22 protein-coding genes are annotated in these 24975 nt (G+C 28.7%); 10 read left to right on the top strand and 12 right to left on the bottom strand.

Features of this window, described 5'->3' with window-relative positions:
- Positions 1-8: 8 nt before the first annotated feature.
- Positions 9-302 carry a putative quinol monooxygenase gene (locus tag QM495_RS07420; protein WP_408671478.1) on the bottom strand — a complete coding sequence of 98 codons (294 nt, stop codon included), beginning with the start codon at positions 300-302 and terminating at the stop codon, positions 9-11.
- A 21-nt stretch (positions 303-323) separates the two neighbouring features.
- Positions 324-1154 carry an S-adenosyl-l-methionine hydroxide adenosyltransferase family protein gene (locus tag QM495_RS07415; RefSeq protein ID WP_408671477.1) on the bottom strand — a complete coding sequence of 277 codons (831 nt, stop codon included), beginning with the start codon at positions 1152-1154 and terminating at the stop codon, positions 324-326.
- A gap of 181 nt (positions 1155-1335) precedes the next feature.
- Here QM495_RS07415 and QM495_RS07410 point away from each other — a divergent pair, with 181 nt between their 5' ends.
- The gene (locus QM495_RS07410; RefSeq protein ID WP_408671476.1) at positions 1336-2289 is read left to right on the top strand and encodes a PhoH family protein; all 954 of its coding nucleotides are present in this window, start codon (positions 1336-1338) and stop codon (positions 2287-2289) included.
- Positions 2282-3232, top strand: a complete 951-nt coding sequence (locus QM495_RS07405) for a phosphoribosylaminoimidazolesuccinocarboxamide synthase (protein ID WP_408671475.1) — start codon at positions 2282-2284, stop codon at positions 3230-3232. Before QM495_RS07410 ends, QM495_RS07405 begins: the two co-directional genes overlap by 8 nt.
- Before the next feature lies 1 nt (position 3233).
- Here the strand turns inward: QM495_RS07405 and QM495_RS07400 are convergent, their stop codons facing one another.
- The 8 genes from QM495_RS07400 to QM495_RS07365 all read right to left on the bottom strand — a co-directional run bounded on the left by QM495_RS07400 (position 3234) and on the right by QM495_RS07365 (position 13356).
- Positions 3234-4664 carry a bifunctional metallophosphatase/5'-nucleotidase gene (locus tag QM495_RS07400; RefSeq protein WP_408671474.1) on the bottom strand — a complete coding sequence of 477 codons (1431 nt, stop codon included), beginning with the start codon at positions 4662-4664 and terminating at the stop codon, positions 3234-3236.
- A gap of 33 nt (positions 4665-4697) precedes the next feature.
- Positions 4698-5147, bottom strand: coding sequence for a hypothetical protein (locus QM495_RS07395; protein WP_408671473.1), 450 nt, complete (start codon positions 5145-5147; stop codon positions 4698-4700).
- A 137-nt stretch (positions 5148-5284) separates the two neighbouring features.
- The gene (locus QM495_RS07390; protein WP_408671472.1) at positions 5285-5692 is read right to left on the bottom strand and encodes a hypothetical protein; all 408 of its coding nucleotides are present in this window, start codon (positions 5690-5692) and stop codon (positions 5285-5287) included.
- Positions 5693-5831: 139 nt separating this feature from the next.
- Positions 5832-7709, bottom strand: coding sequence for a membrane protein insertase YidC (gene yidC / locus QM495_RS07385; protein ID WP_408671471.1), 1878 nt, complete (start codon positions 7707-7709; stop codon positions 5832-5834).
- Positions 7710-7819: 110 nt separating this feature from the next.
- Positions 7820-9433 carry a CTP synthase gene (locus QM495_RS07380; protein ID WP_408671470.1) on the bottom strand — a complete coding sequence of 538 codons (1614 nt, stop codon included), beginning with the start codon at positions 9431-9433 and terminating at the stop codon, positions 7820-7822.
- 234 nt (positions 9434-9667) lie between these two features.
- The gene (locus tag QM495_RS07375; protein ID WP_408671469.1) at positions 9668-11836 is read right to left on the bottom strand and encodes a DUF5916 domain-containing protein; all 2169 of its coding nucleotides are present in this window, start codon (positions 11834-11836) and stop codon (positions 9668-9670) included.
- A 22-nt stretch (positions 11837-11858) separates the two neighbouring features.
- A complete protein-coding gene (locus QM495_RS07370; protein WP_408671468.1) occupies positions 11859-12368 on the bottom strand; it encodes a hypothetical protein in 510 nt (169 codons plus the stop codon).
- A gap of 109 nt (positions 12369-12477) precedes the next feature.
- The gene (locus QM495_RS07365) at positions 12478-13356 is read right to left on the bottom strand and encodes an SDR family oxidoreductase (protein WP_408671467.1); all 879 of its coding nucleotides are present in this window, start codon (positions 13354-13356) and stop codon (positions 12478-12480) included.
- A 182-nt stretch (positions 13357-13538) separates the two neighbouring features.
- Here QM495_RS07365 and rpmH point away from each other — a divergent pair, with 182 nt between their 5' ends.
- Positions 13539-13700 carry a 50S ribosomal protein L34 gene (gene rpmH / locus QM495_RS07360; RefSeq protein WP_408671466.1) on the top strand — a complete coding sequence of 54 codons (162 nt, stop codon included), beginning with the start codon at positions 13539-13541 and terminating at the stop codon, positions 13698-13700.
- A 143-nt stretch (positions 13701-13843) separates the two neighbouring features.
- Complete coding sequence (gene carB, locus QM495_RS07355; RefSeq protein WP_408671465.1) at positions 13844-16693, top strand: carbamoyl-phosphate synthase large subunit; 2850 nt, start codon at positions 13844-13846, stop codon at positions 16691-16693.
- A gap of 1 nt (position 16694) precedes the next feature.
- On the opposite strand, the gene QM495_RS07350 is transcribed toward carB, so the two are convergent.
- Both QM495_RS07350 and QM495_RS07345 read right to left on the bottom strand, forming a co-directional pair.
- Positions 16695-17234 carry a YceI family protein gene (locus tag QM495_RS07350; protein WP_408671464.1) on the bottom strand — a complete coding sequence of 180 codons (540 nt, stop codon included), beginning with the start codon at positions 17232-17234 and terminating at the stop codon, positions 16695-16697.
- A 10-nt stretch (positions 17235-17244) separates the two neighbouring features.
- Positions 17245-17598 carry a c-type cytochrome gene (locus QM495_RS07345; RefSeq protein WP_408671463.1) on the bottom strand — a complete coding sequence of 118 codons (354 nt, stop codon included), beginning with the start codon at positions 17596-17598 and terminating at the stop codon, positions 17245-17247.
- A gap of 143 nt (positions 17599-17741) precedes the next feature.
- Here QM495_RS07345 and QM495_RS07340 point away from each other — a divergent pair, with 143 nt between their 5' ends.
- The 6 genes from QM495_RS07340 (at position 17742) to QM495_RS07315 (ending at position 24947) form a co-directional block, all read left to right on the top strand.
- On the top strand, positions 17742-18134 hold the full coding sequence (locus tag QM495_RS07340) for an OB-fold protein (protein ID WP_408671462.1): 393 nt from the start codon (positions 17742-17744) through the stop codon (positions 18132-18134).
- A gap of 119 nt (positions 18135-18253) precedes the next feature.
- Positions 18254-18538 (top strand): T9SS type A sorting domain-containing protein, encoded by a 285-nt coding sequence (locus QM495_RS07335; protein ID WP_408671461.1) that lies wholly within the window; start codon positions 18254-18256, stop codon positions 18536-18538.
- A gap of 48 nt (positions 18539-18586) precedes the next feature.
- Entirely contained in the window at positions 18587-19441 is an 855-nt protein-coding gene (locus QM495_RS07330; RefSeq protein WP_408671460.1) for a DUF5777 family beta-barrel protein, read from the top strand.
- 225 nt (positions 19442-19666) lie between these two features.
- Entirely contained in the window at positions 19667-23197 is a 3531-nt protein-coding gene (gene nifJ, locus QM495_RS07325) for a pyruvate:ferredoxin (flavodoxin) oxidoreductase (protein WP_408671459.1), read from the top strand.
- Positions 23198-23332: 135 nt separating this feature from the next.
- Positions 23333-23707, top strand: a complete 375-nt coding sequence (locus tag QM495_RS07320; RefSeq protein ID WP_408671458.1) for a hypothetical protein — start codon at positions 23333-23335, stop codon at positions 23705-23707.
- Between the two features lie 64 nt (positions 23708-23771).
- Complete coding sequence (locus QM495_RS07315; protein ID WP_408671457.1) at positions 23772-24947, top strand: GlmU family protein; 1176 nt, start codon at positions 23772-23774, stop codon at positions 24945-24947.
- Positions 24948-24975 lie beyond the last annotated feature (28 nt).

Raw genomic sequence — 24975 nt, 5'->3', positions numbered from 1 at the left:
AGGTATAATTATAAACTTTCAACAGTATCAACGCTCCAAGCTTCAGGTTTGTTGTTGAATAGTATTTTTGTTTTTCCCCAAACAGATTTAAACAGTTCGGAATTTCTATAGGTTTCTAAATGAGCTTCAGATTGCCAATAGCTATAAGTAAAAAATATAGTTGTATTATTTTTATCTCTAAGCAATTTTAATAACGTACACCCTTCAAAATTTCTTATTTTTTCCTTGTTTGAATTGAAATTTTTAAGAAATAAATCAATTTTATCATCTTCAAAACTCATTTTCACAATTCTTATAAACATAGTCTAGATTTTGAGAAAAAATTAAATAAATTTTATGGTTAATACATCTCTGTAATTTAATCCTAAAAGGGTATTTGCGCTTCCAACTGTTTTAGAGTTACTTCGGTAAATAGCAATTTCTAAATAATTTGAAGTATTAAAAATAGCCATTTTATTGCCATCTTTTTGTCGTTGTTCATTTGGTAAAGAGAAATCAACAATATCACTATATTTTGTATAGATTTTTTTAAATGTATGGCGTTTTGCAATTACTTCAAAATTTCTTCCTTTTCCAATTTCATGAAATAGCTTTGTATTAATATTACTTATTGCATTTCCATAATTATCAACATAAATTATATTGCCTGTAATTGTATTTTTATCTGAAGAAATAGCTGGTTGTAGTTCAACTAATTGTTTAAATTCAGGAATAATTTTACCAATAATTTCTAACGTACCACCACGCGCAATATGGCAAGCAACTTTTACAAAAACATCTAAAACAGGAAAGCTTGTTGCAACTCTATCGTGTATATTTATTTCAACAATTTTTTCAGGTTTTATGGCAGATGCTAAAAGTGATATTACACCATTATCTGGACAAATAAAATAATGATTGTCTAATTTTAACGCAATGTGTTTATTTTCAGTATTTAGTTCTGAGTCAACACCAATAATATGAATGCTACCTTCAGGGAAACTTTTATAGGCATTTTTAAGTATATATGCCGTTTCTGTAATATTAAAGGGAGATATTTCATGTGATATATCAACAATTCTAGCATTTGGAAGTTCACTATAAATAGTTCCTTTTATTGCACCAACAAAGTGGTCTTTAGTCCCAAAATCAGTAGTTAAAGTAATTATTGACATAAAAATAGTTGCAAATTTTTTTGATACAAACAATTAAATAACCTTAATAAAATGTTTAAAACTTATTATTGTAGATTAGGAATTTGTTCTTTGATATTCATTACATTTGTTATGCAAATCTAATGAAATATTCGGTTATTTACCATACAAAATATTTAATATAACTTAACACCTTAATCATTTGAACGAACGTATTATTGAACTGACAGAGATTAATCCAAACGATTTGTTTGGTACTCAAAATACGAATGTAGAAATTTTGAGAAAATACTTTCCTAAACTAAAAATTGTTGCGCGTGGAAATGAATTAAAAGCTTATGGAGAATCAGAAATTTTAGACGAATTTGAGAAGCGGTTAGGTATGCTCATTACCTATTTTAATCGTTATAATAAGTTAGATGAAAATAGTATTGAACGCATTTTAACCTCAAATGGTAACGAACATAAAAGTTCAAAATTAGCCGATGGTGTTTTAGTACACGGCGTAGGAGGAAGGTTAATTAAGGCTCAAACAGCTAATCAACGTAAAATGGTTGAGTTAATGGGGAAAAACGATATGCTTTTTGCTATCGGTCCTGCAGGTACAGGAAAAACATATACAGCTGTTGCGTTAGCTGTTAAAGCTCTGAAAGAAAAAGAAGTAAAGAAAATCATATTAACGCGTCCGGCAGTTGAATCTGGTGAAAATTTAGGGTTTTTACCTGGAGATATAAAAGAAAAATTAGATCCTTACATGCAGCCTTTATATGATGCTTTACGTGATATGATACCGTTTGAGCGTTTAGATTCTTACCTTGAAAAAGGTATTATTCAAATTGCCCCATTGGCATTTATGCGTGGTAGAACTTTAGATAATGCATTTGTAATTTTAGATGAAGCTCAAAATACTACTCATAATCAAATGAAAATGTTTTTAACTCGTATGGGTAAAAACGCAAAATTTGTTGTTAATGGAGATCCAGGACAAATAGATTTACCAAGACGACAAGTTTCTGGTTTAAAAGAAGCAATGTTAACACTAAAAGAAGTGAAAGGAATTGCTTTTGTGTATTTAGATGAGAAAGATGTAGTAAGACATAGATTAGTTAAGCAAATAATTTCAGCGTATAAAAGTTTAGAAGTAGGAAATGAATAATACAATTAACAATACAGCATTTAATTTCCCAAAACAAAAATCTGCTTACAAAGGAAAGGTAAGGGAAGTTTATAATATAAACGATGAAATTTTGGTAATGGTTGCTTCGGATAGGCTTTCTGCATTTGATTATGTGATGCCAAAACAAATTCCTTTTAAGGGGCAAATATTAAATCAAATTGCTTCCAAAATGATGGAAGCAACAAAAGATATTGTTCCAAACTGGATTATTGCAATCCCTGATCCAAATGTGGCAATAGGCTATTTATGTACACCTTTTAAAGTTGAAATGGTAATTCGTGGTTATTTATCTGGTCATGCAGCTCGTGAATATAAATTAGGAAAAAGAATAATTTGTGGAGTTGCAATGCCTGATGGAATGAAAGAAAATGATAAATTTCCAATTCCAATTATTACACCAGCAACTAAAGCTGAAGATGGAGATCACGATGAAGATATTTCAAAGGAAGATATTATTGCTGGAGAAATTATGTCAAAAGAAGATTATGAAGTATTGGAAAAATATACCAAGGCTTTATTTCAACGAGGAACTGAAATTGCTGCGGAACGTAATTTAATTTTAGTAGATACCAAATATGAATTTGGTAAAACTAAAGATGGGAACATTGTATTAATTGATGAAATTCATACACCAGATTCTTCTCGTTATTTTTATGCTAAAGGCTATGAGGAAAGACAACAAAAAGGTGCAGCTCAAAAACAACTATCTAAAGAGTTTGTGCGCCAGTGGTTAATTTTAAATGGTTTTCAGGGTTTAGAAGGACAAATAATTCCTGAAATGACCGATGAAAAAGTAAATGAAATATCAGATAGATATATTGAGTTATATGAAAATATTACGGGTGAAACTTTTGTAAAGTCAGATGTGAGTGATATTTTAAATAGAATAGAACAAAATGTGCTATCTTTTTTAGATAAGTAACTTAATTATACTTAAAATAATTATTATAATTAGTATAATTTATTGAACCTGAGTTATTCTCTAAATAATTAATAATGGCTTCAGCAGTTGTGTATGGTTTATATGTTGGTGTTTGAGTAAAATAAGTGTCGTAAACGGCAGGGATATAATCGTTCAGCCCAATTGTTAAACTAGTGTTATCACTTAATATATTGTTGTTGTCGTTTTTAATAATAATTTCATTGTTATTTTGTTCAATTGAACCACCAGAATAATAAAAGCCAGCACCACTATTTTTTAAGAAATTTTTAATTTCACCCACTGTCATTGTGTAAGTAACACTTCCGTTGTTGAAGGGGTCAATAGTATAAATTTCACGTTTTAAAATATCTCCAGCATTTAAACTGGCTCTTATTCCACCAGTATTTTGTAATGTTAAATCTACATTCATTTCATTCTTTAGTGCATCAGTATAAAAATAGCCAACCTGTGAATTAGAATGATATGCTTCTGAAAAACCAATTATTGCATCTAAATTGGCATCTTCATTATAAGTGTCTATAATTTCTTTAATACCAGTATCTACATCTGTATAATTTGATAAATTAATTAAATTGTAGGTTAAATTTTCAATTTCACCATTTTTTATAATTAATTGAATTTTTCCTAAATTTTCTAGATTTGAACCTGCTTGAAATATTGGAATATTATTTACAACAGTATTTATTTTTGAATGTGAATGACCCCCAATAATTAAGTCGAAAAAAGGATAATTCTCTGCAATATTTCTATCGGTTGATACACCTAAATGTGTAAGTGCAATATATAAATCAGATCCTTCAGATTGCTTAATTTGTGAGTAATTATTAATTACTGAAGTGTATTTTTGAAAAGTTAAATTTTGAACTCTCCACGGATGTGTTGAAGGAATTATAGCATCTTCTTTTCCATTGGTTTCAACCAAACCTAAAAAAGTAACTTTTACATTATTTTTAATAATAGATTTATATTCATAAGGTTCAGGAATTCCGGTTGTATTCATATCAACATTAGCACAAACCCAATCAAATTTAGCCTGAAGAATTCTATCTTTTAAAATAAGTTCACCATAATCAAATTCGTGATTACCTATTGTTGCAATATCAAACCCAACTTTATTCATTAAATCAATCATAGGAAACCCTTTTTCTTCATAATTGTCAACTACTGGATTTCCAGAAAATATATCTCCTCCACAAACCACAATAACATTGGTAGTTTCTTTTTCTAGGTCAATGATGTGTTTTATTTTTGAAAAATTATCAATTCTTCCATGTTGGTCATTGATATGAAAAATAGTTAATTCTTTCGTTTCATTTTGAGGAATTGGAATTGGAGTATTTTCATCATTTGAACAAGCAAATGCTAATAATGAAAATGAAATTAAGACTAAAAATTGTTTTACTAATTTCATGAAGTAACTATTTATATTCAAAAATAAATAAAATTAAGCAATCATTTCTTTTTTTAACTGATTTATTGTTTGTGAAACTTGATTGAATGAAATAGTTTTTTTACCTATAAAATTATATGCACTTTGTAATGTTGAAAATATTTCTACACTTTGTAAAGGCTGCAATTGTTCCTTAGCTATTTTAAATAAGGTTGAATAAACAACCTGATTTGGTGTATTTGTAATTAATGCAATTTTTTTTATACCATATATTTTAGAATTGCTTTCTAAATGTTGAACATATTTATTTACATCTTCTAGAGTTAGTTCAAACTTTATATCATTTAAATCTACAATATGATCTAGTTTAGGAGAGAATAAAGGATCAGAATTAAGTGCTTTAATAAAACTAAACAGAGATTTTAGGTTTAAAACACCAATTTCAACAATAGTAATTAAATTGTTTTCACTTGAAATTTTATAATTAAATTTAAATTGAGGCATGTTTTGTAAAAATAGAAAGCAAAATTAATTTATTTTAATAAATTAATTTATGACTTTTGGCAGTTTTATAAAATTTTAAAAGTAGTTAATGAGTGGCTATAAATTTCACTTAAAGTATTAAGTAATTATAGTTAATGTTATAAAAGGTTACTTAATAATTTTTCATCAATTCCAAGCCATTTCACTGCAGATTTTGTTGTTGAAAAAATTTCAACATTTTGTGCCATTCTTTTATCTAGTAATTTAAGTAAGGTAGAAATAACTACTTGGTTTGGGGTTTTTGTAATTATGGCAATATTCCTATTTTTGGGCTTTTTAAAGTTTAATTCTGAAAATTCTGCATAGATGTTTAAATCTTCAAATGAGGCTTTAATTTCGGCCTCTTTTATAATTATAATATGATTATAATTTTGAGAATATAAAGGATCTGAAACAATTTTTTTAGCAAAATCTATATAAGCCTTTAAACTTAAAATACCTTTATGGTTTTGAATAACTAAATTGTATTCAGTTAAAATTTTATAAGTACTTACTAGGCTAGGCATTTATTGTAATTTTATTATTTTTAAACTATTAAAATTTAATGTTGTAAAGTACAATCCTAAAGGTAACATTTATTACTTAAATAAAAAAGTCCTAAATAATTTTTATTTAGGACTTTGAAATGTGAGTATATTTTTAAGTTTATTTCTTCTTTTTTTGTTGTTCTTGTGCTTGTTTCATAGCTTCATTTAAACGTTGACGAAATTTACCTTCTTTTTTAGGCTTCTTCTTATTTTCTTGAATCTTCGCATGAATTTTATCCTCATCAATAATGTAATTTTTAATAATAAGCATTATTGAAACAGTTAATAAATTGGAAACAAAGTAATACAAACTCAAACTACTTGCATACTTATTAAAGAAAACAAGCATCATTACAGGTGAGAAGTACATCATCATTTTCATCATTTTTTGCATATCTGGCATTCCTTCTTGTGTAGGTGCCTGCATATTCATTTGCTGACTTTGACTCATTCTCATATAAAAGAAAATTGCAATTGATGCCAAAATTGGAAATAAACTGATGTGAGAACCATATAAAGGAATTTTAAATGGTAGCTCATAAACAGAATCATAGGCTGATAAATCAGTTGCCCATAAAAATGCCTTTTGTCGTAAATCTATATTTGAAGGGAAAAACCGGAACAATGCAAAAAAGACGGGCATTTGAAGTACTGCAGGAATACAACCAGCCAACGGGCTAACACCTGCTTTACTTTGTAAGGCCATGGTTTCTTGTTGGCGTTTCATAGCATTTTCTTTACCAGGTAATCGTTTGTTAACTTCCTCCATCTCAGGTTTTAACACTTTCATTTTTGCACTTGATAAATAGGATTTGTAAACGAGCGGTGACATGAAAATTCTAACTACAATAGTTAATAAAATAATTATTAAACCATAGTTACCTATAAAACCTTGCAAAAAGTTAAACACAGGAATAAATACATATCTATTTATAAATCCAAAGATTCCCCAACCAAGGTTAACAACTTCTTTGATATTGCGATCATATTTTTTTAAAATTTGATAATCATTTGGACCAATATACCAATTCATATCATAATTTAATTCTCCATTATTTAGTACTAAAGGAGCTTTTAAATGAAAAGATTTAGTAAATGTTGTGTCAATAGCTTCATCTTTCACTAAATTATTTGAGGCTAAATTAGCATCATTGAAGCCTTCTTTAGAAATTAAAATGGAAGAGAAAAATTGTTGTTTAAAAGCAATCCAATTTACATCTTTTTCAATAGCATCATCATCTTTACCCATAGATAAATAATCTATTTTCTCATCCTCTTTTTCATAATATAATTCGGTATGTTGATTTTCATAACTAACACTTTTTTCAGTTTTAAATGTTTTTAAATTCCAATCTAAATTTATTTGTTGTGAAGTGTTAAATGAAGAATTTAAACCTTGAGAATGGATGTTAAAATCAACCATATATTCGTCTGGTTTCATTTCATATCTATATTCTAAAAATTTATCATCAGCAACTTTCAATTTCATAGAAAGTACTTGGTTTTCACCGTTACTTGTTAAAGTAGGTTCAAAAAATAGATCTTTTGTATTTAGTGTTCTATTATCTTTTGTGCCAAAATTAATATTAAATGAAGCATTATTATTTTTTACAATATATAATGGTAAAGAGTCGTAGGTAACATAATTTTTTAATAAAGCCTCTTTTATTTGTCCACCTTTATTTGAAATGACCAATTTAAGTACCTCATTTTCTAAAATAGTTTCAGCATCTGAAACTGTAGCAGAGTGTGAAAATTCACCTAATTGACTTTGAGCATTAACTAAAGAAAGAGAATCTGTTACTTTTACTATTTTTTCTGAAGTATTTGAAGAAACGTTGTTTGAAGGAATAATTTCTTCTTGAACTTGTTCTGTTTCAGCTTTAGCTTTTAATTCCTCAGGTGTTGGTTGGTTGCTGTACATCCACCACAGCATAATTGCTCCTAATAAAACAAAACCTATGAGTGAATTTAAATCGAATTTTTTTTCTTCCATGTGTATAATTAAAATGTCAGTTTGTCACTTACTTATTAAAAAAGCTCTAAAAAGTCGGACAAATGTACTAAATGTAACGTTATAATTGAGTTTTTATTAATGAATCTATGCTAGTTCAAAGAGTGTTCCAAAGAAGCTTTTACAAAACCTACAAATAAAGGATGTGGATTTAGGACTGTACTTTTATATTCGGGATGGTATTGAACTCCTATAAACCAAGGGTGAGATGGGATTTCAATAACTTCAACTAAATTAGTTTTAGGGTTTTTTCCAGTAGCAACCATTCCAGATTTTTCAATTTGAGTTAAATAATTGTTGTTAAATTCATATCTATGTCTGTGACGTTCACTTATTAATTCTTTATTGTAAATGCTTTTAATTTTAGTGTTTTCTTTCAATTTACAATCCCAAGCGCCTAATCTCATAGTCCCTCCATAATTGGTGATATTTTTTTGTTCTTCCATTATATCAATAACGGGATGTAGGGTGTCTTTATCCATTTCAGATGAATTTGCATCTTTTAATCCTAGAACATTTCTAGAAAACTCAATAACTGCCATTTGCATTCCTAAACAAATTCCTAAAAATGGTATGTTGTTTTCACGGGCGTATTTTACAGCTTCAATTTTACCTTCAATACCACGTTCTCCAAAACCTGGAGCTACTAAAATTCCGTTTAAATGTTTTAATTTGCTAGGTGCATTTTCAATAGTTAATTCTTCTGAATGAATCCAGTTAATAATCACTTTTACTTCGTTTTTTGCACCTGCATGAATAAAGGCTTCAGAAATTGATTTATATGCGTCATGTAATTCAACATATTTTCCAATTAATCCAATTTCAATAGTATTTTTTGGGTTTTTAAATCCTTTTAAGAAATTATTCCATTCAGTAAGTTTAGGTTGTTGGTCGTGTGGTAAATGTAATTTTTTAAGAACAACACTATCTAATCCTTCTTCAAGCATTAAATTAGGAACATCATAGATAGTTTCAGCATCAATAGATTCAATAACATCTTCTTTTTTAACATTACAAAATAATGCTAATTTCTCTTTAATTGATTCAGATATTTCATGTTCAGTTCTACACACTAAAATATCGGGGCTTACACCACTTTGCATTAACATTTTTACTGAATGTTGTGTAGGTTTCGTTTTTAACTCACCTGCAGCAGCTAAATAAGGAATTAATGTTAAATGAATTACAATAGCATTTTCATGACCTAATTTCCATAATAATTGACGAACAGATTCTATATAAGGTAACGATTCAATATCACCAACTGTTCCGCCAATTTCAGTTATTACAATGTCAAATTCACCTGTTTTTCCTAATAGTTGAATTCTGCGTTTAATTTCATCAGTAATATGTGGAATAACTTGAACGGTTTTCCCTAAAAATTCACCTTTACGCTCTTTATTAATTACAGATTGATAAATTCTACCAGTAGTAACATTATTAGCTTGTGATGTAGGAATGTTTAAAAAACGTTCGTAATGTCCTAAATCTAAATCAGTTTCAGCACCATCATTGGTGACATAACATTCTCCATGTTCATAAGGGTTTAAAGTCCCTGGGTCAATATTTATATAAGGATCTAGTTTTTGAATGGTAACAGAGTAGCCTCTTTCTTGCAATAATTTAGCTAAAGAAGCGGCTATAATTCCTTTTCCAAGCGAAGAAGTAACTCCGCCAGTTACAAAAACATATTTGGTGTTTTTCATTGTGTTTAGGTTTGGGCAAAAGTACTAACTCTTATTTAGTTGGCAAAAAAATGATTCTTAATTATTATTAAAATATTTATTGGATGTTCATAAAGGCTCATAAATTTATAATATCCATCATTCTGAATGTATTTCGGAATTTTATAATGATTGTAAATCAATATAATAAGATGATTGAAATAAATTTAGGGTGACGTGTTAACCATATAGCTAAAAATAGAGATATATAAATATTTAAAAAGTAAATCTCCAAATAAGTTTGGCAGCACCATTATTTATAGTTGGTTTTAAATAATCAGCTTGTTTAATGGGTGCGTAACCATTATTCCAAACAAAATAAAAATCGCTACCAATTTTTGGTATCCAGTGTATTCTAAAATTGGTTAATAATTGATCCTCTTCTGAATTGTATTGACCTAAAAGGGAAATATCAAACTTAGTGTTAAAGGCATAACTTAAGGTTGAAATAAGTTGTTGAATATTTTCAGTTACAGCATTTATTTTAAGCTGATTATTTTCATATTGTACGGTTGTATTTAAGTGTTTATTAATATTTAAGCCTAATAAAATAGCTATTTTCTGTATTTCCCCATCATAAAAAGTTCCATTTCTATAAAGTAATTCGGTAAAAATTTTTCTTCCTTGAAAAGAATTTAATTGAAATTCATAGGCGTGCATATGATATTTTCCTTCAGTTATGGAAATAGCATCGGACAAATTAAAAGGCTTATCAATTCTATCATAAGATTGTTGTAAATTAAATTCAAAAGCATCCCCAGAATTTAAAATGAATCCAAATGGTCTAGATTCATTAGAATACGATTCTAATTCGTGCGTAGTTTGTGTACGGTATACGGTGTATTCCCAAGGTTTAAAAACCATTTTTCGAATACCTAATTTAGGAAACCATCTGGGTGTAAATCGTAAATTCCAAGTAAAAGATTCAAAATTTTCACGAGATAGAAAACCAAGCTCTGGTGAAAAGTTTTTTTGAACCGAAGAAATACTTATAAAATTATCAATTAAATCGTTTGGATAATCTACATACAATCTGTAAGCAAGAGAATTATTTATTTTTTGTCCATCGGATAAACTGGATGAAATTAAAGCGCCAATTATTAAATTTTTATTTTTCAAAAAATTTGAGATGGCATATTTTCCATCTATTCCAATTACTAAATTTTGATAATTATCATTTAACTTTGAAGTTATAATTCCGCCAATATAGGATTGTAATCCAATATCATATTTGTAACGAAATACGCTGTTATTAATAGTTGGTACATTTTTGGTTGCAGCTGTTTGTAAGGATAAAAACCCAATAGAACTTTTTCCTATTTTTCCAAAAAGACGAGCTCCACCTAAAACATTTACTGTTTGTGAATTTTCTATTCCAATATTTCTAGAATAAAAAACACTATTGCCATTGCCAATATAAAAGTTAAAATTACCAGCACCTTCTAAAAAAAATTCTCTTTTTTCAGGATAATATAAATTAAAACGAGTTAAATTTACCTGAAAAACATCAGATTCTACTTGGGCAAAATCTGTATTTACTGTTAAATTTAATTTTAGAGTGGGCGTAATATTATAATTTAAATCTGCACCAATTTTTCCAAGACTGGCATAAGATTTTTGATTATCTTTTAAATTCCAACCTCCTAAAATATAGGGTTTTAATTCAAATTTTTTAGAGTAAGAAATATTTTTTAATCCTATTAGTGTACCTGCAGAAGTAAAGTTTTCTAAGCTAAAATCTCGTGACCAACCTTGCCATCGAACTGTTTCATTTTTAGCAGTAATGTTACGTTCAAAATTAATTCCCCAAATTTGTTGGTCACTGTTTTTAAATTTTAGAGTATTAAAAGGTATTTCAATTTCAACAAACCATCCTTTATTAGTAATTGTACTGGTGGCGTCCCAAACACCATTCCAGTCACTTGACGTATTCTCACTAGAAGTAATTAATAAATCTCTTCGCGCACCAAAAGGATTAACAATAAATTCATACCCAGTACGCTTGTCATTAAAAGGATTTATTACAATTTTGAAATTATCTTCACCATCTGAATTAAAATCGCGTTGTAATGATTTTGCTATAATTTTGGTGGTAGTTTTTTGATAACACCAAACGGCAATGTATAATGTAGATGAAGAATAGGAAATAGCGACCTGCGTTTTTTCAGATGCAGGTTTTCCAAAATTTGGTTCTCTTTGGGTGAAATTAGATATAATGGATGCTTGTTTCCAATCAAGTTCATTTATTTTTCCATCTAGTTTTATTTTTTTTGCTATTGGATTAACTGAAATTATGTTGGGAGAGCTTTTTTGCGCATATAAAAATGGAAAGTAAAATATATTTATAATAATTAGATATTTTCTAAAATTAATTTTGGTCAACATTTTTCAACGTTTATTTTAGTAGTTATTTTGAAGTTGTAGTCTTGCTATTTTTTAAATTAAAATCTTGATTTGAAAATGGAGAAACATCAGGTGTTTTAACAATATTATATTCAAAATTTGTTGATTTGTGGCAGCTATTACATGAGTTTGTTAAAAGTAAATAGCTATGTTTAAATAATTTAATATTTTCTTTATCAATGGCTTTGCTAACACTATCTAAAGCTGGATTAATCATTTCAATTAATTTACTTTCCGTCCGTTCTTTTTGATATTTTTTAATAGAAACAATAATTTCTTTTAGTTCTTTCACTTCAAAATCAGCAAGTTTCCAATTTTGATTTTTTCCTGCAAACCAAAGTTTAGAATGATGTGATTGAATATTCCCCATTAATTCTCCAAAACCAGGTTGGTAAATATTGTTAAGTTTAGTTTTTAAACTATCTATTTGGTTTTGTAAAATTTCAATTTTTTTTGGCGACTTGTTACAAGAAAAAAAACTAAGAATTAAAATTAAGAGGAGTAATTTTTTCATGCTATATATTTAAAAAAAATAATTTATTAAAATTAGATGTTTTGATGCAATCAAATTTAGTGATAAATTGTGTTTGGTTTGTGTAACAAATATTTTAGTACTAATTGACTCATTTTTTCTTTTTACTACGAATCATAACTTCTAACATATCCCACATTTCTTCTGAAATTTCTTCAAGCATATTAAATTCACCTGCACCTTTTAACCATTCACCACCATCAATAGTAATAACTTCACCATTTACGTAGGCTGAAAAATCACTCATTAAATAGGCTGCTAAATTTGCTAATTCCTGGTGCACACCAACTCTTCCAACAGGAACTTTCTTTTTCATATCAAACTTTTCTTTTAATTCTCCGGGGAGTAATCTATCCCAAGCTCCTTTTGTTGGAAATGGTCCAGGAGCAATTGCATTAGACCGAATACCATATTTTGCCCATTCAACGGCTAAAGAACGAGTCATAGCTAATACACCAGCTTTTGCTGTTGCTGAAGGCACAACATACGCAGAGCCTGTCCAAGCATAAGTAGTTACAATATTTAAAATAGTAGATTTTGGTTGTTTTGTTTTTATCCAATGTTTACCAAAAGCTAGCGTACAGTTTTTACTTCCTTTTAACACAATATCAATCACAGTATCAAAAGCATTTGCAGACAAACGCTCGGTTGGACTAATAAAATTTCCTGCGGCATTGTTTAAAAGCCCATCGACTTTACCAAAAGTTTTTAGTGTTTCGGCTAAAACGTGTTCAACTTCAGTATAATTTCGTACATCACATTGTACTGCTAAAACTTTCCCACCTGTTTTTTCTTCTAATTCTATTTTAACTTTTTTTAATTTCTCAATATTTCTTGAAGTTATTACTACACTTGCGCCAAGTTGTAAAAAATAAGTGGTCATAGCTTTTCCTAAGCCGCTTCCACCACCAGTAACAACAATAACATGCTTTTTTAAACTTCCATCTTTAAGCATAGGTTTTTGATACATATTTTTAAAGTTTTAATTTATATAAATGTATGTATTTTTTCTTTAAAATAATATTTTTTCTTTTTTTTTAAAATCTATTTGTCAAAAACAAAAGTAATTGTATATTTGCCCACGCTTTCAAGGAGTCTTCTTCTTAAAGCATATTAGGATTAAAAGAAACACGATTTTAAAATATATAAGTAATGCCAAAAAGAACATTTCAGCCATCAAAAAGAAAAAGAAGAAATAAGCACGGTTTTAGAGAACGTATGGCTAGCGTAACTGGGAGACAAGTATTGTCACGAAGAAGAGCTAAAGGTAGAAAAAACTTGAGTGTATCTTCTGCTCCTAGACCAAAGAAATAATGAAACTATAGTTTTATATATAAGGTGTTACTTTTTTAGTAACACCTTTTTTTTTGCCCTTTAATAAGTTTTGAAAACTATTTTTCTAATAAAAAATAATTTTATAGATATTTACAAAACCATATTTTATTACCAATTAACCAATGCCAAAAAATACCAACATAAAATCTATTTTAATAATTGGTTCAGGGCCAATTATTATTGGACAAGCATGTGAGTTTGATTATTCTGGTTCACAAGCAATTAGATCGTTAAAAGAAGAAGGAATTGAAGTAACACTAATCAATTCTAATCCGGCTACAATTATGACAGATCCGTCACTTGCGGATAACATTTATTTAAAACCATTAACGACTAAATCGATTATTGAAATTTTAAAAAAACACCCAAACATTGATGCGGTTTTACCTACAATGGGTGGGCAAACTGCATTAAATTTATGTATTGAAGCTGATGATAAAGGTATTTGGAAAGATTTTAATATTGAATTGATAGGTGTTGATATCGATGCAATTAATATAACTGAGGATAGAGAGCAGTTTAGAAAATTAATGATTGAAATTGGTATTGGGCAAGCACCATCAACAATAGCAAATTCATTTTTAAAAGGAAAAGAAATTGCACAAGAATATGGTTTTCCGTTAGTTATACGGCCTTCATTTACATTAGGAGGTTTTGGTGCTTCAATAGTGTATAAAAAAGAAGATTTTGATGATTTACTAAGTCGAGGTTTAGAAGCTTCACCAATTCATGAAGTAATTATAGATAAGGCATTACTAGGTTGGAAAGAATATGAATTAGAACTTTTAAGAGATAGCAATGATAACGTTGTTATTATTTGTACTATTGAAAATATGGATCCAATGGGAATTCATACAGGAGATTCAATTACGGTTGCTCCTGCAATGACTTTGAGTGATACAACTTTTCAAAAAATGCGTGATATGGCCATTCATATGATGCGTTCCATTGGTGATTTTGCTGGTGGTTGTAATGTGCAGTTTGCGGTAAGCCCAGATGAAAATGAAGACATTATTGCTATAGAAATTAATCCACGTGTGTCGCGCTCATCAGCATTAGCATCAAAAGCTACAGGATATCCAATAGCTAAAATTGCAGCAAAATTGGCTTTAGGATATCATTTAGATGAATTAAATAATCAAATTACGAAGACAACTTCAGCGTTATTTGAACCAACATTAGATTATGTAATTGTAAAAATACCACGTTGGAATTTTGATAAATTTGAAGGTTCTGATAGAACTTTAGGATTACAAATGAAATCGGTTGGAGAAGTAATGGGAATTGGACGTTCATTTCAAGAAGCACTGCACAAAGCAACACAATCGTTAGAAATAAGTCGTAATGGTCTTGGAGCTGACGGAAAAGGAGAGAAAGATTATGATAGAATTATTAAAAAATTAACCTTTGCTAGTTGGGATCGTGTTTTTGTAATTTATGATGCACTTAAAATGGGAATTCCATTAAGTAGAATTCACGAAATTACTAAAATTGACATGTGGTTTTTAAAGCAATATGAAGAATTATTAGCTTTAGAAAACGAAATTTCAACAAATAAATTAGATACATTATCCTACGAATTATTGTTAGAAGCAAAACAAAAAGGGTTTGCCGATCGACAAATTGGACATATGTTAGGATGTTGGGAAAGTGAAGTACACGCAAAAAGAACTGAATTAGGTATTAACAGAGTATATAAATTAGTAGATACCTGTGCTGCAGAATTTAATGCTCAAACACCCTATTATTATTCTACTTTCGAAAATAAGATGACTACTTCAGAAGGGAGTTATGCAGAAAATGAAAGTATTGTAACTGATAAAAAGAAAATTGTTGTACTTGGTTCTGGACCAAATAGAATAGGGCAGGGAATAGAATTTGATTATTGTTGTGTTCATGGAGTTTTAGCAGCAAAAGAAGCAGGTTATGAGACAATTATGATTAACTGTAATCCTGAAACGGTTTCAACAGACTTTGATATAGCCGATAAATTATATTTCGAACCTGTTTTTTGGGAACATATTTATGATATAATTAAACACGAAAAGCCTGAAGGAGTTATTGTTCAATTAGGTGGGCAAACTGCATTAAAGTTAGCTGAAAAATTAGAAAAATGGGGCATAAAAATTATAGGTACTAGTTTTGAAGCGTTAGATTTAGCAGAAGACAGAAAACGTTTTTCGGAGCTATTAGTTGATTTAGATATTCCTTTTCCTCAATATGGAACGGCCACTACTGCAGATGAAGCCTCAGAAGTAGCAGACAATTTAGATTTTCCAATTTTAGTTCGCCCTTCTTATGTGTTAGGAGGTCAAGGAATGAAAATTGTAATTAATAAAGAAGAATTAGAAAAGCACGTAGTAGATTTATGGCGTAAAATACCAAACAATGTTTTGTTGTTAGATCACTATTTAGATGGTGCAATTGAAGCTGAAGCAGATGCAATTTGTGACGGTGAAGATGTTTATATTATTGGTATTATGGAACATATTGAACCTTGCGGTGTGCATTCTGGCGATTCAAATGCTACATTACCACCATTTAATTTAGGTGAATTTGTAATGCAGCAAATTAAAGACCATACTAAAAAAATAGCAGTAGCTTTAAAAACTGTTGGATTAATTAATATTCAATTCGCTATTAAAGATGATATTGTGTATATTATTGAAGCCAACCCAAGAGCTTCACGTACAGTACCTTTTATTTCCAAAGCTTACCAAGAGCCTTATGTGAATTTTGCCACTAAAGTAATGCTAGGTGAAAATAAAGTAAAAGATTTTAATTTTAAACCAAGATTAGAAGGTTTTGCAATTAAACAACCAGTATTTTCATTTGATAAGTTTCCTAATGTTGATAAAAAATTAGGACCAGAAATGAAATCAACAGGGGAAAGTATTTTATTTATAGATAGTTTAAAAGATGATCAATTTTATGAGTTGTATTCTCGTAGAAAAATGTACTTAAATAAATAATTTAGTTTTTTGGTTCAAGAGTAAAGTTAATTTTTACCATTACTGTTTTAGCTACTTTTTTTCGAATAATTTTAGGTAGTTTAATGTTAAAATCTTCAGGATTAACGTTAAATTTACTTGTTAAATGAATAGTGTTATTATATTTTGAAATATAAACAATAGGTTTTATTAAAACGGATTTACCATGAAAATAAAGTATTCCATTAGCTTTAAAAGGTAAAGTATTTTTATTTAACATTGTTTTATCAAAGTTTTCAATTTTACCACTAAAAGTTGCTTTTGGAAATTTTTTTGAATGCGCATAACTTTCATTAAAATGCTCTTCCATTAAAGCTACTTTAAATCTAAAAGCTTTAACTAAAGCTAAAGAAGCTATTTCTCCAGTTGAAATATTAAAAATAGCAGAAACTGTTGTATTTTTTGCTTTTACTTCTTCAAATGAAGGTACTGAAGCTTCAAAATTTATTGTACCATTAACTGTAAAATATTTATTTTGAGCTTTAGTTTTACCAATAACTAATAATAAAACTAAAGCAATCAATTTTATTTTTTTATTGAATGAATCCACCTGTTTGCCAATCTTTTACGGTTTGTACTTGAGCAGAACTTAGCGGTGTACCATTTTTAGGCATTGCACCACTTTCAATTTTACCTATCAAACCTCTATTTTGAATAGCCTCTTTTACATTATCATAAGTTGTTAATGGCATTGGAGCGCCATTTTGAGGTGGATTTGTATGACAATTCAAACAATTATTATCTATTATAGATTTTACATTATTAGTGTAGGTGACATCATTATTGTTATTTGGTGGGGTAATTATTAAATCGTCATTACTGCTATTTGAACAGCTAAAAATAAATAATACTAAAAGCAACGTTAAAATTGAATAAATTTTTTTCATAATAAGATGTTTTAAAATTAGTAGTTATATTTTAATGTCGTAATTTATTATAATTAATTACAATAAAAATGTTAAAATATCTTATGTTATGTAAACTTATTGTTAATAAAACGACAAATAAGTTAATATAATTACTTTTTATTATGAATATCTTAAATAAAAAACACTTTATTTACCTAGCGGTAGTTGGTTTAATTGTAAGTTTAGGTTATTCATATATTTATAAAAATCATAGGAATATTCAAAATGAAGAAGCAATATTTATCATAACTACTGAACAGATTTTTAATGAATTTCAAACAAATATAATAGTAGCAAATAATAAATATTTAGATAAAGTGATAATTATTTCAGGAAATATAACAAGTATAGATTCAATAAAAATTGAATTGAATAATAAATTAATGAGTTATCTAATTGAAAATCACTCTAATTCTATAAAAGTTGGAGATGAAATTACTATTAAGGGAAGATGTATTGGTTATGATGAATTGTTGGAAATAGTAAAGATTGACCAATGTATAATTCTAAAATAAAAACAACTAAAATAAACTAAATATGAAAAATAAATTACTTGTTATGTCAATTATCTTTTTTATGATTAGCAATGTTATAATTGTAAATGCTTAAATTTTTGTGGGTATGATTGACGATTTTGAAGATACAATTGTTGCATCATACTTTTAGTGTTGAAGATGAATTTTTATCGTCGCTTAAAATTTATCCAAATCCTGTAAAAGATTTTTTAAAAATAGAATTACCTGTAAATTATTCAAATGCTAAAGTTGAGATATATGATATTTATGGCAGGTATTTATCAAATTCGAGCATTTCAACTAATGTTAATGAAATTGATGTAAGTAATTTGAATTCTGGAGTATATATGTTTAGAATTGTCTTAAAAAATAAATTTGGAATTCATAAGTTTATTAAAATGTAGTAAATCAAGTTTAAAATATAAATTTCAATTATTTAATAAATATTATATATGAAAAACTACCTATTTTTAGTGTTATTATTGTTAAGCAGTTTAAAAATAATTGCCCAAGAAGATTTATTGAAAGAATTAGATGACCAAGTAAAAGTGGATAGTTCAATAATTTCAGTGTTTAAAGGATTAAAAATTGTAAATCTGGAATCGACCAAATTGGTTGCGAAAAAAGATTTTTATTTTGTAATAGCACATCGATTTGGATCCGTTAAAGGAGGGATTAAACAATTATTTGGTTTAGATCAATCTTCAATTCGGTTTAGTTTTATTTTTGGTCTAACAGATAATCTTAATGTTGGGGTATCTAGAAGCTCATTTAATAAAACGTACGATTTTACAATTAAATATAAAATAATAAATCAACAAGAAAATAGCTTTCCATTTACAATTGTTGGTTTTAATGGCTTAGCAATAAATTCACAGATAGAAAGCAGTAATTACTTAAATTTTGAATTTAAACACAGGTTAGCTTATATTTCAGAGTTATTAATTTCAAGAAAAGTAAATGACTATTTTTCGATTCAGATTGTACCTATTATAATACATGAAAATTATGTAGAAAATATAATTCAAGATAATACTCAATATGCATTAGGAGGTGGTCTACGTTATAAAATTAGTAACTTTATAAGTTTAAGTTTAGATTATGTGAATCATCTAAACAGAGCAAAAAACAGCTTGTATAACAATCCATTATCTATTGGTGTTGATATTGAAACTGGAGGACATATTTTTCAATTAATTTTTTCAAATGCTCAAACTATGTATGATTCAGGTTTTATAACCAATGCATCGGGTGATTGGGGCGATGGAAATTTCTTTTTTGGGTTCAATCTATCTAGAGTTTTTTAAGTAATTTTTAAAACCTAACAATTATCATATTTCTATTAAAAAACTGTAGATCAGTACGTTACACTTATTATAAATAATAATTAGCAAAAAATTAGCTGATATATATCATTGTAATTCCTTATGGCTTACTCTACTTTTACAGAGCAAAAATTCATAATAAAACTATAATTTATTGAATTAAATTTAATACAATTTAAGTTCATATTTTATTAAAATAAGGAAAAAATGAAAGAAGAGAAATTAAAATTAATTTGTGATGCTAACGAAGCTGTAGCAATTATAGCTCACAAAACAAACGAAGTTTGTGCAATTTATCCAATTACGCCTGCCTCACCGATGGGAGAACACGCTGAAGTGTATAGTGCGAAAGGACTAAATAATATTTGGGGTAATGTACCTAGAATTATTGAAATGCAAAGTGAAGGTGGAGCTTCTGGTGCTGTTCATGGTTCTTTACAAGGTGGAGCAGTAACTACTACATTTACAGCTTCTCAAGGTTTGTTATTAATGATTCCAAATATGTATAAAATGGCGGGTGAATTATTACCGTCGGTTATTCACGTGGCAGCTCGTACTATAGCAACACACGCATTATCAATTTTTGGTGACCATTCAGATGTAATGGCAACAAGAGCAACTGGTTTTTCCATGTTATTTGGAGGAACTGGACAAGAAGCGCATGATTTTGCATTAATATCTCAAGTTGCAACTTTTAAAAGTAGAATACCATTTTTGAATATTTTTGATGGATTTAGAACCTCTCATGAAATTACTAAAATGGATGCAATTCCCGATGAAGTAATAAAAGCTATGATGCCGGAAAAAGAAGTTTTAGAACATAGAAAACGCTCCTTAGATCCAGATAATCCAGTGCTTAGAGGTTCATCTCAAAACCCTGATGTATTTTTCCAAGCAAGTGAAGCATCTAATTTATATTATCAAAAAGTTCCTGAAATAGTTCAAGAAACTATGGATGAATTTTATAAATTAACTGGAAGAAAATACGACTTATTTAATTATGTTGGTCACCCAGAAGCTGAACGTGTTATTATTATTATGGGTTCAGGTGAAGGTGCTGTTGGTGAAGCAGTGGAAACCATGGTTGCTAATGGTGAAAAAGTAGGAGCATTATATGTTCGTTTATACCGTCCATTCTCAATTGATCATTTTATTAAAGAATTACCTAAAACCGTTAAAAAAGTAGCTGTTTTAGATAGAACAAAAGAACCAGGAAGTATTGGAGAACCATTATATTTAGATGTTGTAAATGCATTTGTTGAAATAGGTGATGCACTACCAACTATTATTGGTGGTCGTTATGGATTATCATCTAAAGAATTTACACCTGCAATGGTTAAAGGTATTTATGATGAATTAGATAAAAAATCACCTAAAAACCATTTTACAATTGGTATTAATGATGATGTAACACATACAAGTTTAACTTACGATCTTAATTTTAAAACTACTAAAAATACAGTGAATTGTATGTTTTATGGTTTAGGTTCTGATGGTACTGTTGGTGCAAATAAAAACTCTATTAAAATTATTGGAGAAACAACCGATAATTACGTACAAGGATATTTTGTATATGATTCTAAAAAAGCAGGAGCTCAAACCATTTCACATTTACGATTTGGACCAGATCCAATTACGGCTTCCTATTTAGTAGATAAAGCTAATTTTATAGCGGTTCATCAATTTAACTTTATACAAAAATATGATGTTTTAGAAAATATTAAAGAAGGAGGTACTTTCTTACTAAATTCACCTTATTCAAAATATAAAGTTTGGACAGAGCTTCCAAGTATTCTTCAACAAAGAATAATTGATAATAATATTGAATTTTATGTAGTTGATGCTTCAAAAGTTGCTCAAGATGTAAAATTAGGAAAACGTACAAATACCGTTTTACAAACTTGTTTCTTTGCAATTTCAGGAGTATTACCTAAAGATGAAGCTATCAAAAAAATTAAAGCTGCCATTGTTAAATCTTATTCTCACAAAGGAGAAAAAGTGGTTAATATGAACTTTAATGCAGTAGATAAATCTTTAGAAAACTTAGAGAAGGTTGAATATCCTCGTCACACTACAAATACAGATGGTTTACAACCAATGATGCGTGAAGGTGCAGATGAGTTTATTAAAGAAATTTTAGGAACTATTTTAGCAGGTAAAGGCGATACGTTAGCAGTTAGTGCATTTACTCCTGATGGAACTTTTCCAACGGGAAGTACAAAATTTGAAAAACGAGGAATAGCAGACTTTATTCCAACTTGGGATGATGCTAATTTATGTACTCAATGTAATAAATGTGTAAGTATTTGTCCACATGCTGCCATTAGAGCAAAAGTGGTGTCAAACGATTTATTGGCTGAAGCACCTGATGGATTAAAACATGTTCCAGCTAAAGGGAGACCATTTGATAGCAAAGTAGAAAGTTATGTGTTACAAGTTTCACCAGAAGATTGTACAGGATGTGATTTGTGTGTTGAAGTTTGTCCTGCTGAAAGTAAAGAAGTAGAAGGAGTATTTGCAATTAACATGTCTAAAAAAATAGACGTTGACAAAGTAGAAAATAAAAATTGGGATTACTTTATTGATTTACCTAATTATGATAGAACACAGTTAGCAATTAATAACGTTAAAGGATCACAATTTTTAGAACCATTATTTGAGTTTTCAGGAGCTTGTCCTGGTTGTGGAGAAACACCTTATATAAAATTAGTTACTCAATTGTATGGAGATAGCATGATGATTGCCAATGCAACAGGATGTTCTTCTATTTATGGGGGAAACTTACCAACAACACCATACACTAAAAACAGTGCAGGTCGTGGGCCAGCTTGGGCAAATTCATTATTTGAAGATAATGCCGAATTTGGTTTAGGTATGCGTTTGGCATTAACTAAAAAACAAGATATTGCTTTTGATTTATTAAAATCATTAAAAGATCAAATTGGAAGTGATTTAGTTAATGAAATTGTTGAAAATGTTGAAGAAAATGAAACTCAAAAAAAGTTGAAATTACAACAAATTGAAAAATTAAACGATATTTTAGATACTTTAGAAACTAAAGAAGCTAAAAACCTTAGAGACCTTTCTGAATACTTACGTAAAAAATCGGTTTGGATATTTGGTGGAGATGGTTGGGCTTATGATATAGGATTTGGAGGATTAGACCATGTATTGGCATCTGGTGAAAATGTAAATATTTTAGTGATGGATACTGAAATATATTCAAATACTGGAGGTCAAGCATCAAAAGCTACTCAAATGGGTGCAAGTGCTAAATTTTCAATTGGAGGTAAAATAACTCCAAAGAAAAGCTTAAGCTTACAAGCAGTATCATATGGTAATGTTTATGTAGCTCAAATTGCAATGGGAGCAAAGGATAATCAATCTTTAAAAGCAATTCAAGAAGCAGAAGCTTATCCAGGAACTTCAATAATTATTGCTTATTCACATTGTGGTGATCACGGGTACGATTTAAGATACGGAGCAGATCATCAAGCAAAAGCTGTTGAAACTGGTTACTGGCCATTATTTAGATTCAATCCGATGGAAGTAAAAGGAAAGAAATTTAAATTAGATTCTAAACAACCTTCTGCACCTTTAAGTGACTTTATGTATAGCGAATCTCGTTTTACAAGAGTTGTAAAAGATAATCCAGAAAAAGCAAAAGAGTTGTTAGATAAAGCCCAAGAAAATGTGGAAACACAATGGGAACGCTTAGAACTTTATAAAAATTTATAAATTATATTAATTTTTGAAGTGCCAAGTTTAGAATACTTGGCACTTTTTTTATACTTTTAAGTATCATTGTAAAGCAAAACATTATATAGCATTTACATTAAATGTAGTAAAAAATATAACTAAAAATTAAAGAAGATGTCATTAAGATCAGATGCTTTTTTAAATGAAGCAGAAAAAAAATTGAAACTAGCAAAAGAAGAGTTGTTTAAGCCTGCAGAGGATTTTGTAAGTTATTCAGTATGTAAAAATTCACAATTTGCTATAGAAAATTTTTTAAAAGGTTATTTAACCAAAAATGAAGTTAAAATAGATTCAAACGAAACTATTGCAAGTTTATATAATAAATGTGTTATAATTGATGCAAATTTTAAATCAATTGATATGGGAGCTATAGGATGTAAAGGAGAATCAATAGATTCACGCTATTGTTCAGAAATTAATTCGGTAAGTGCATGTTTTGATACGGCAGATAATATTGATACTTATTTAAGAAAAAAGAACTTACTATAAAACACCTTTTTAAAAGTTTGAGATAGAAAAAACTTGCTGTACATTTGCTTAAATTACTTTTGAAATGAATTATATTTTATTTGATGGTACAGTTAGAAATGCACTTTTACCATTAACTTATACAAAGCCTGTTGCCGATATAAGAATTGGAATTCTTACAATTCGTGAAAAATGGGAAAAATATTTAGGTTTTACTACAACAACTTTAACTGAAGAGTATTTAGAAGATAAATATCCAATGGTTGAAATGGAGCAGAATGTGATGATAAATGCATCATTCTTACCAACTAAAGCATTAATAGAAGAAGTAAAATGCTTAAAAGAAAATCAAGCTATTTTTAAAAATGATGAAGTAATTGCTTTTTTTACAAATGAAACTCAAGATGAGGTGAATTTTGATATTTATGAGCAAAAAGAATTTGTATATGATGTACTTCAAATTAAAAATACGTGGGATATATTTTCGTTAAATGATCAGGCAATTAGTGACGATTTTGAGTTAATAACTGAAGGAAGAAAATCACAGCCAATCCCTAAAGGAGTTCAATTTTTAAATAAAGAAAATATATTTATAGAAGAAGGTGCAGAGATTTTATTTTCAGTATTAAATGCTAGTACTGGGCCAATTTATATTGGTAGAGATACGTTAATAATGGAAGGGAGTTTAATTCGTGGACCATTTGCTATGGGACAGCACTCAGTAGTGAAAATGGGTACAAAAGTGTATGGAGCTACAAGCTTAGGTCCAAAATGTAAAATTGGAGGAGAAGTAAATAATGTTATTTTATTTGGTAATTCTAGTAAAGGGCATGAAGGTTATTTAGGAAATGCAGTGATAGGAGAATGGTGTAATATTGGCGCAGATACAAATAACTCAAATTTAAAGAATAATTATGCTCAGGTAAGATTATGGAATTATGAGAAAGAAGGTTTTGATAAAACAGGTCTGCAATTTTGTGGGTTAATAATGGGAGATCATTCTAAAACTGCAATAAACACCATGTTTAATACGGGAACGGTTATAGGTGTAAGTTCAAATATTTACGGAAGTAATTTTCCACGAAATTTTATTCCATCTTTTAGTTGGGGAGGAGCTGCAGGATTTACTACTTACCAAATAAATAAAGCAAAAGAGACAGCAAACCTTGTAATGAAACGAAAAAATGAGGTTTTTGATGAAAAAGAACAACGCATATTAGAACACGTTTTTGAAATAACTAAAAAATATAGACATTTCTAAATAAAAAAATCCCATTAATTATAATGGG

Origin of the sequence: Lutibacter sp. (genome assembly GCF_046055765.1) — a bacterium.
Taxonomy (GTDB): domain Bacteria; phylum Bacteroidota; class Bacteroidia; order Flavobacteriales; family Flavobacteriaceae; genus Lutibacter.
The sequence above is the reverse complement of the archived record's forward strand: the minus strand, read 5'-3'. Positions and strand labels throughout refer to the sequence as shown.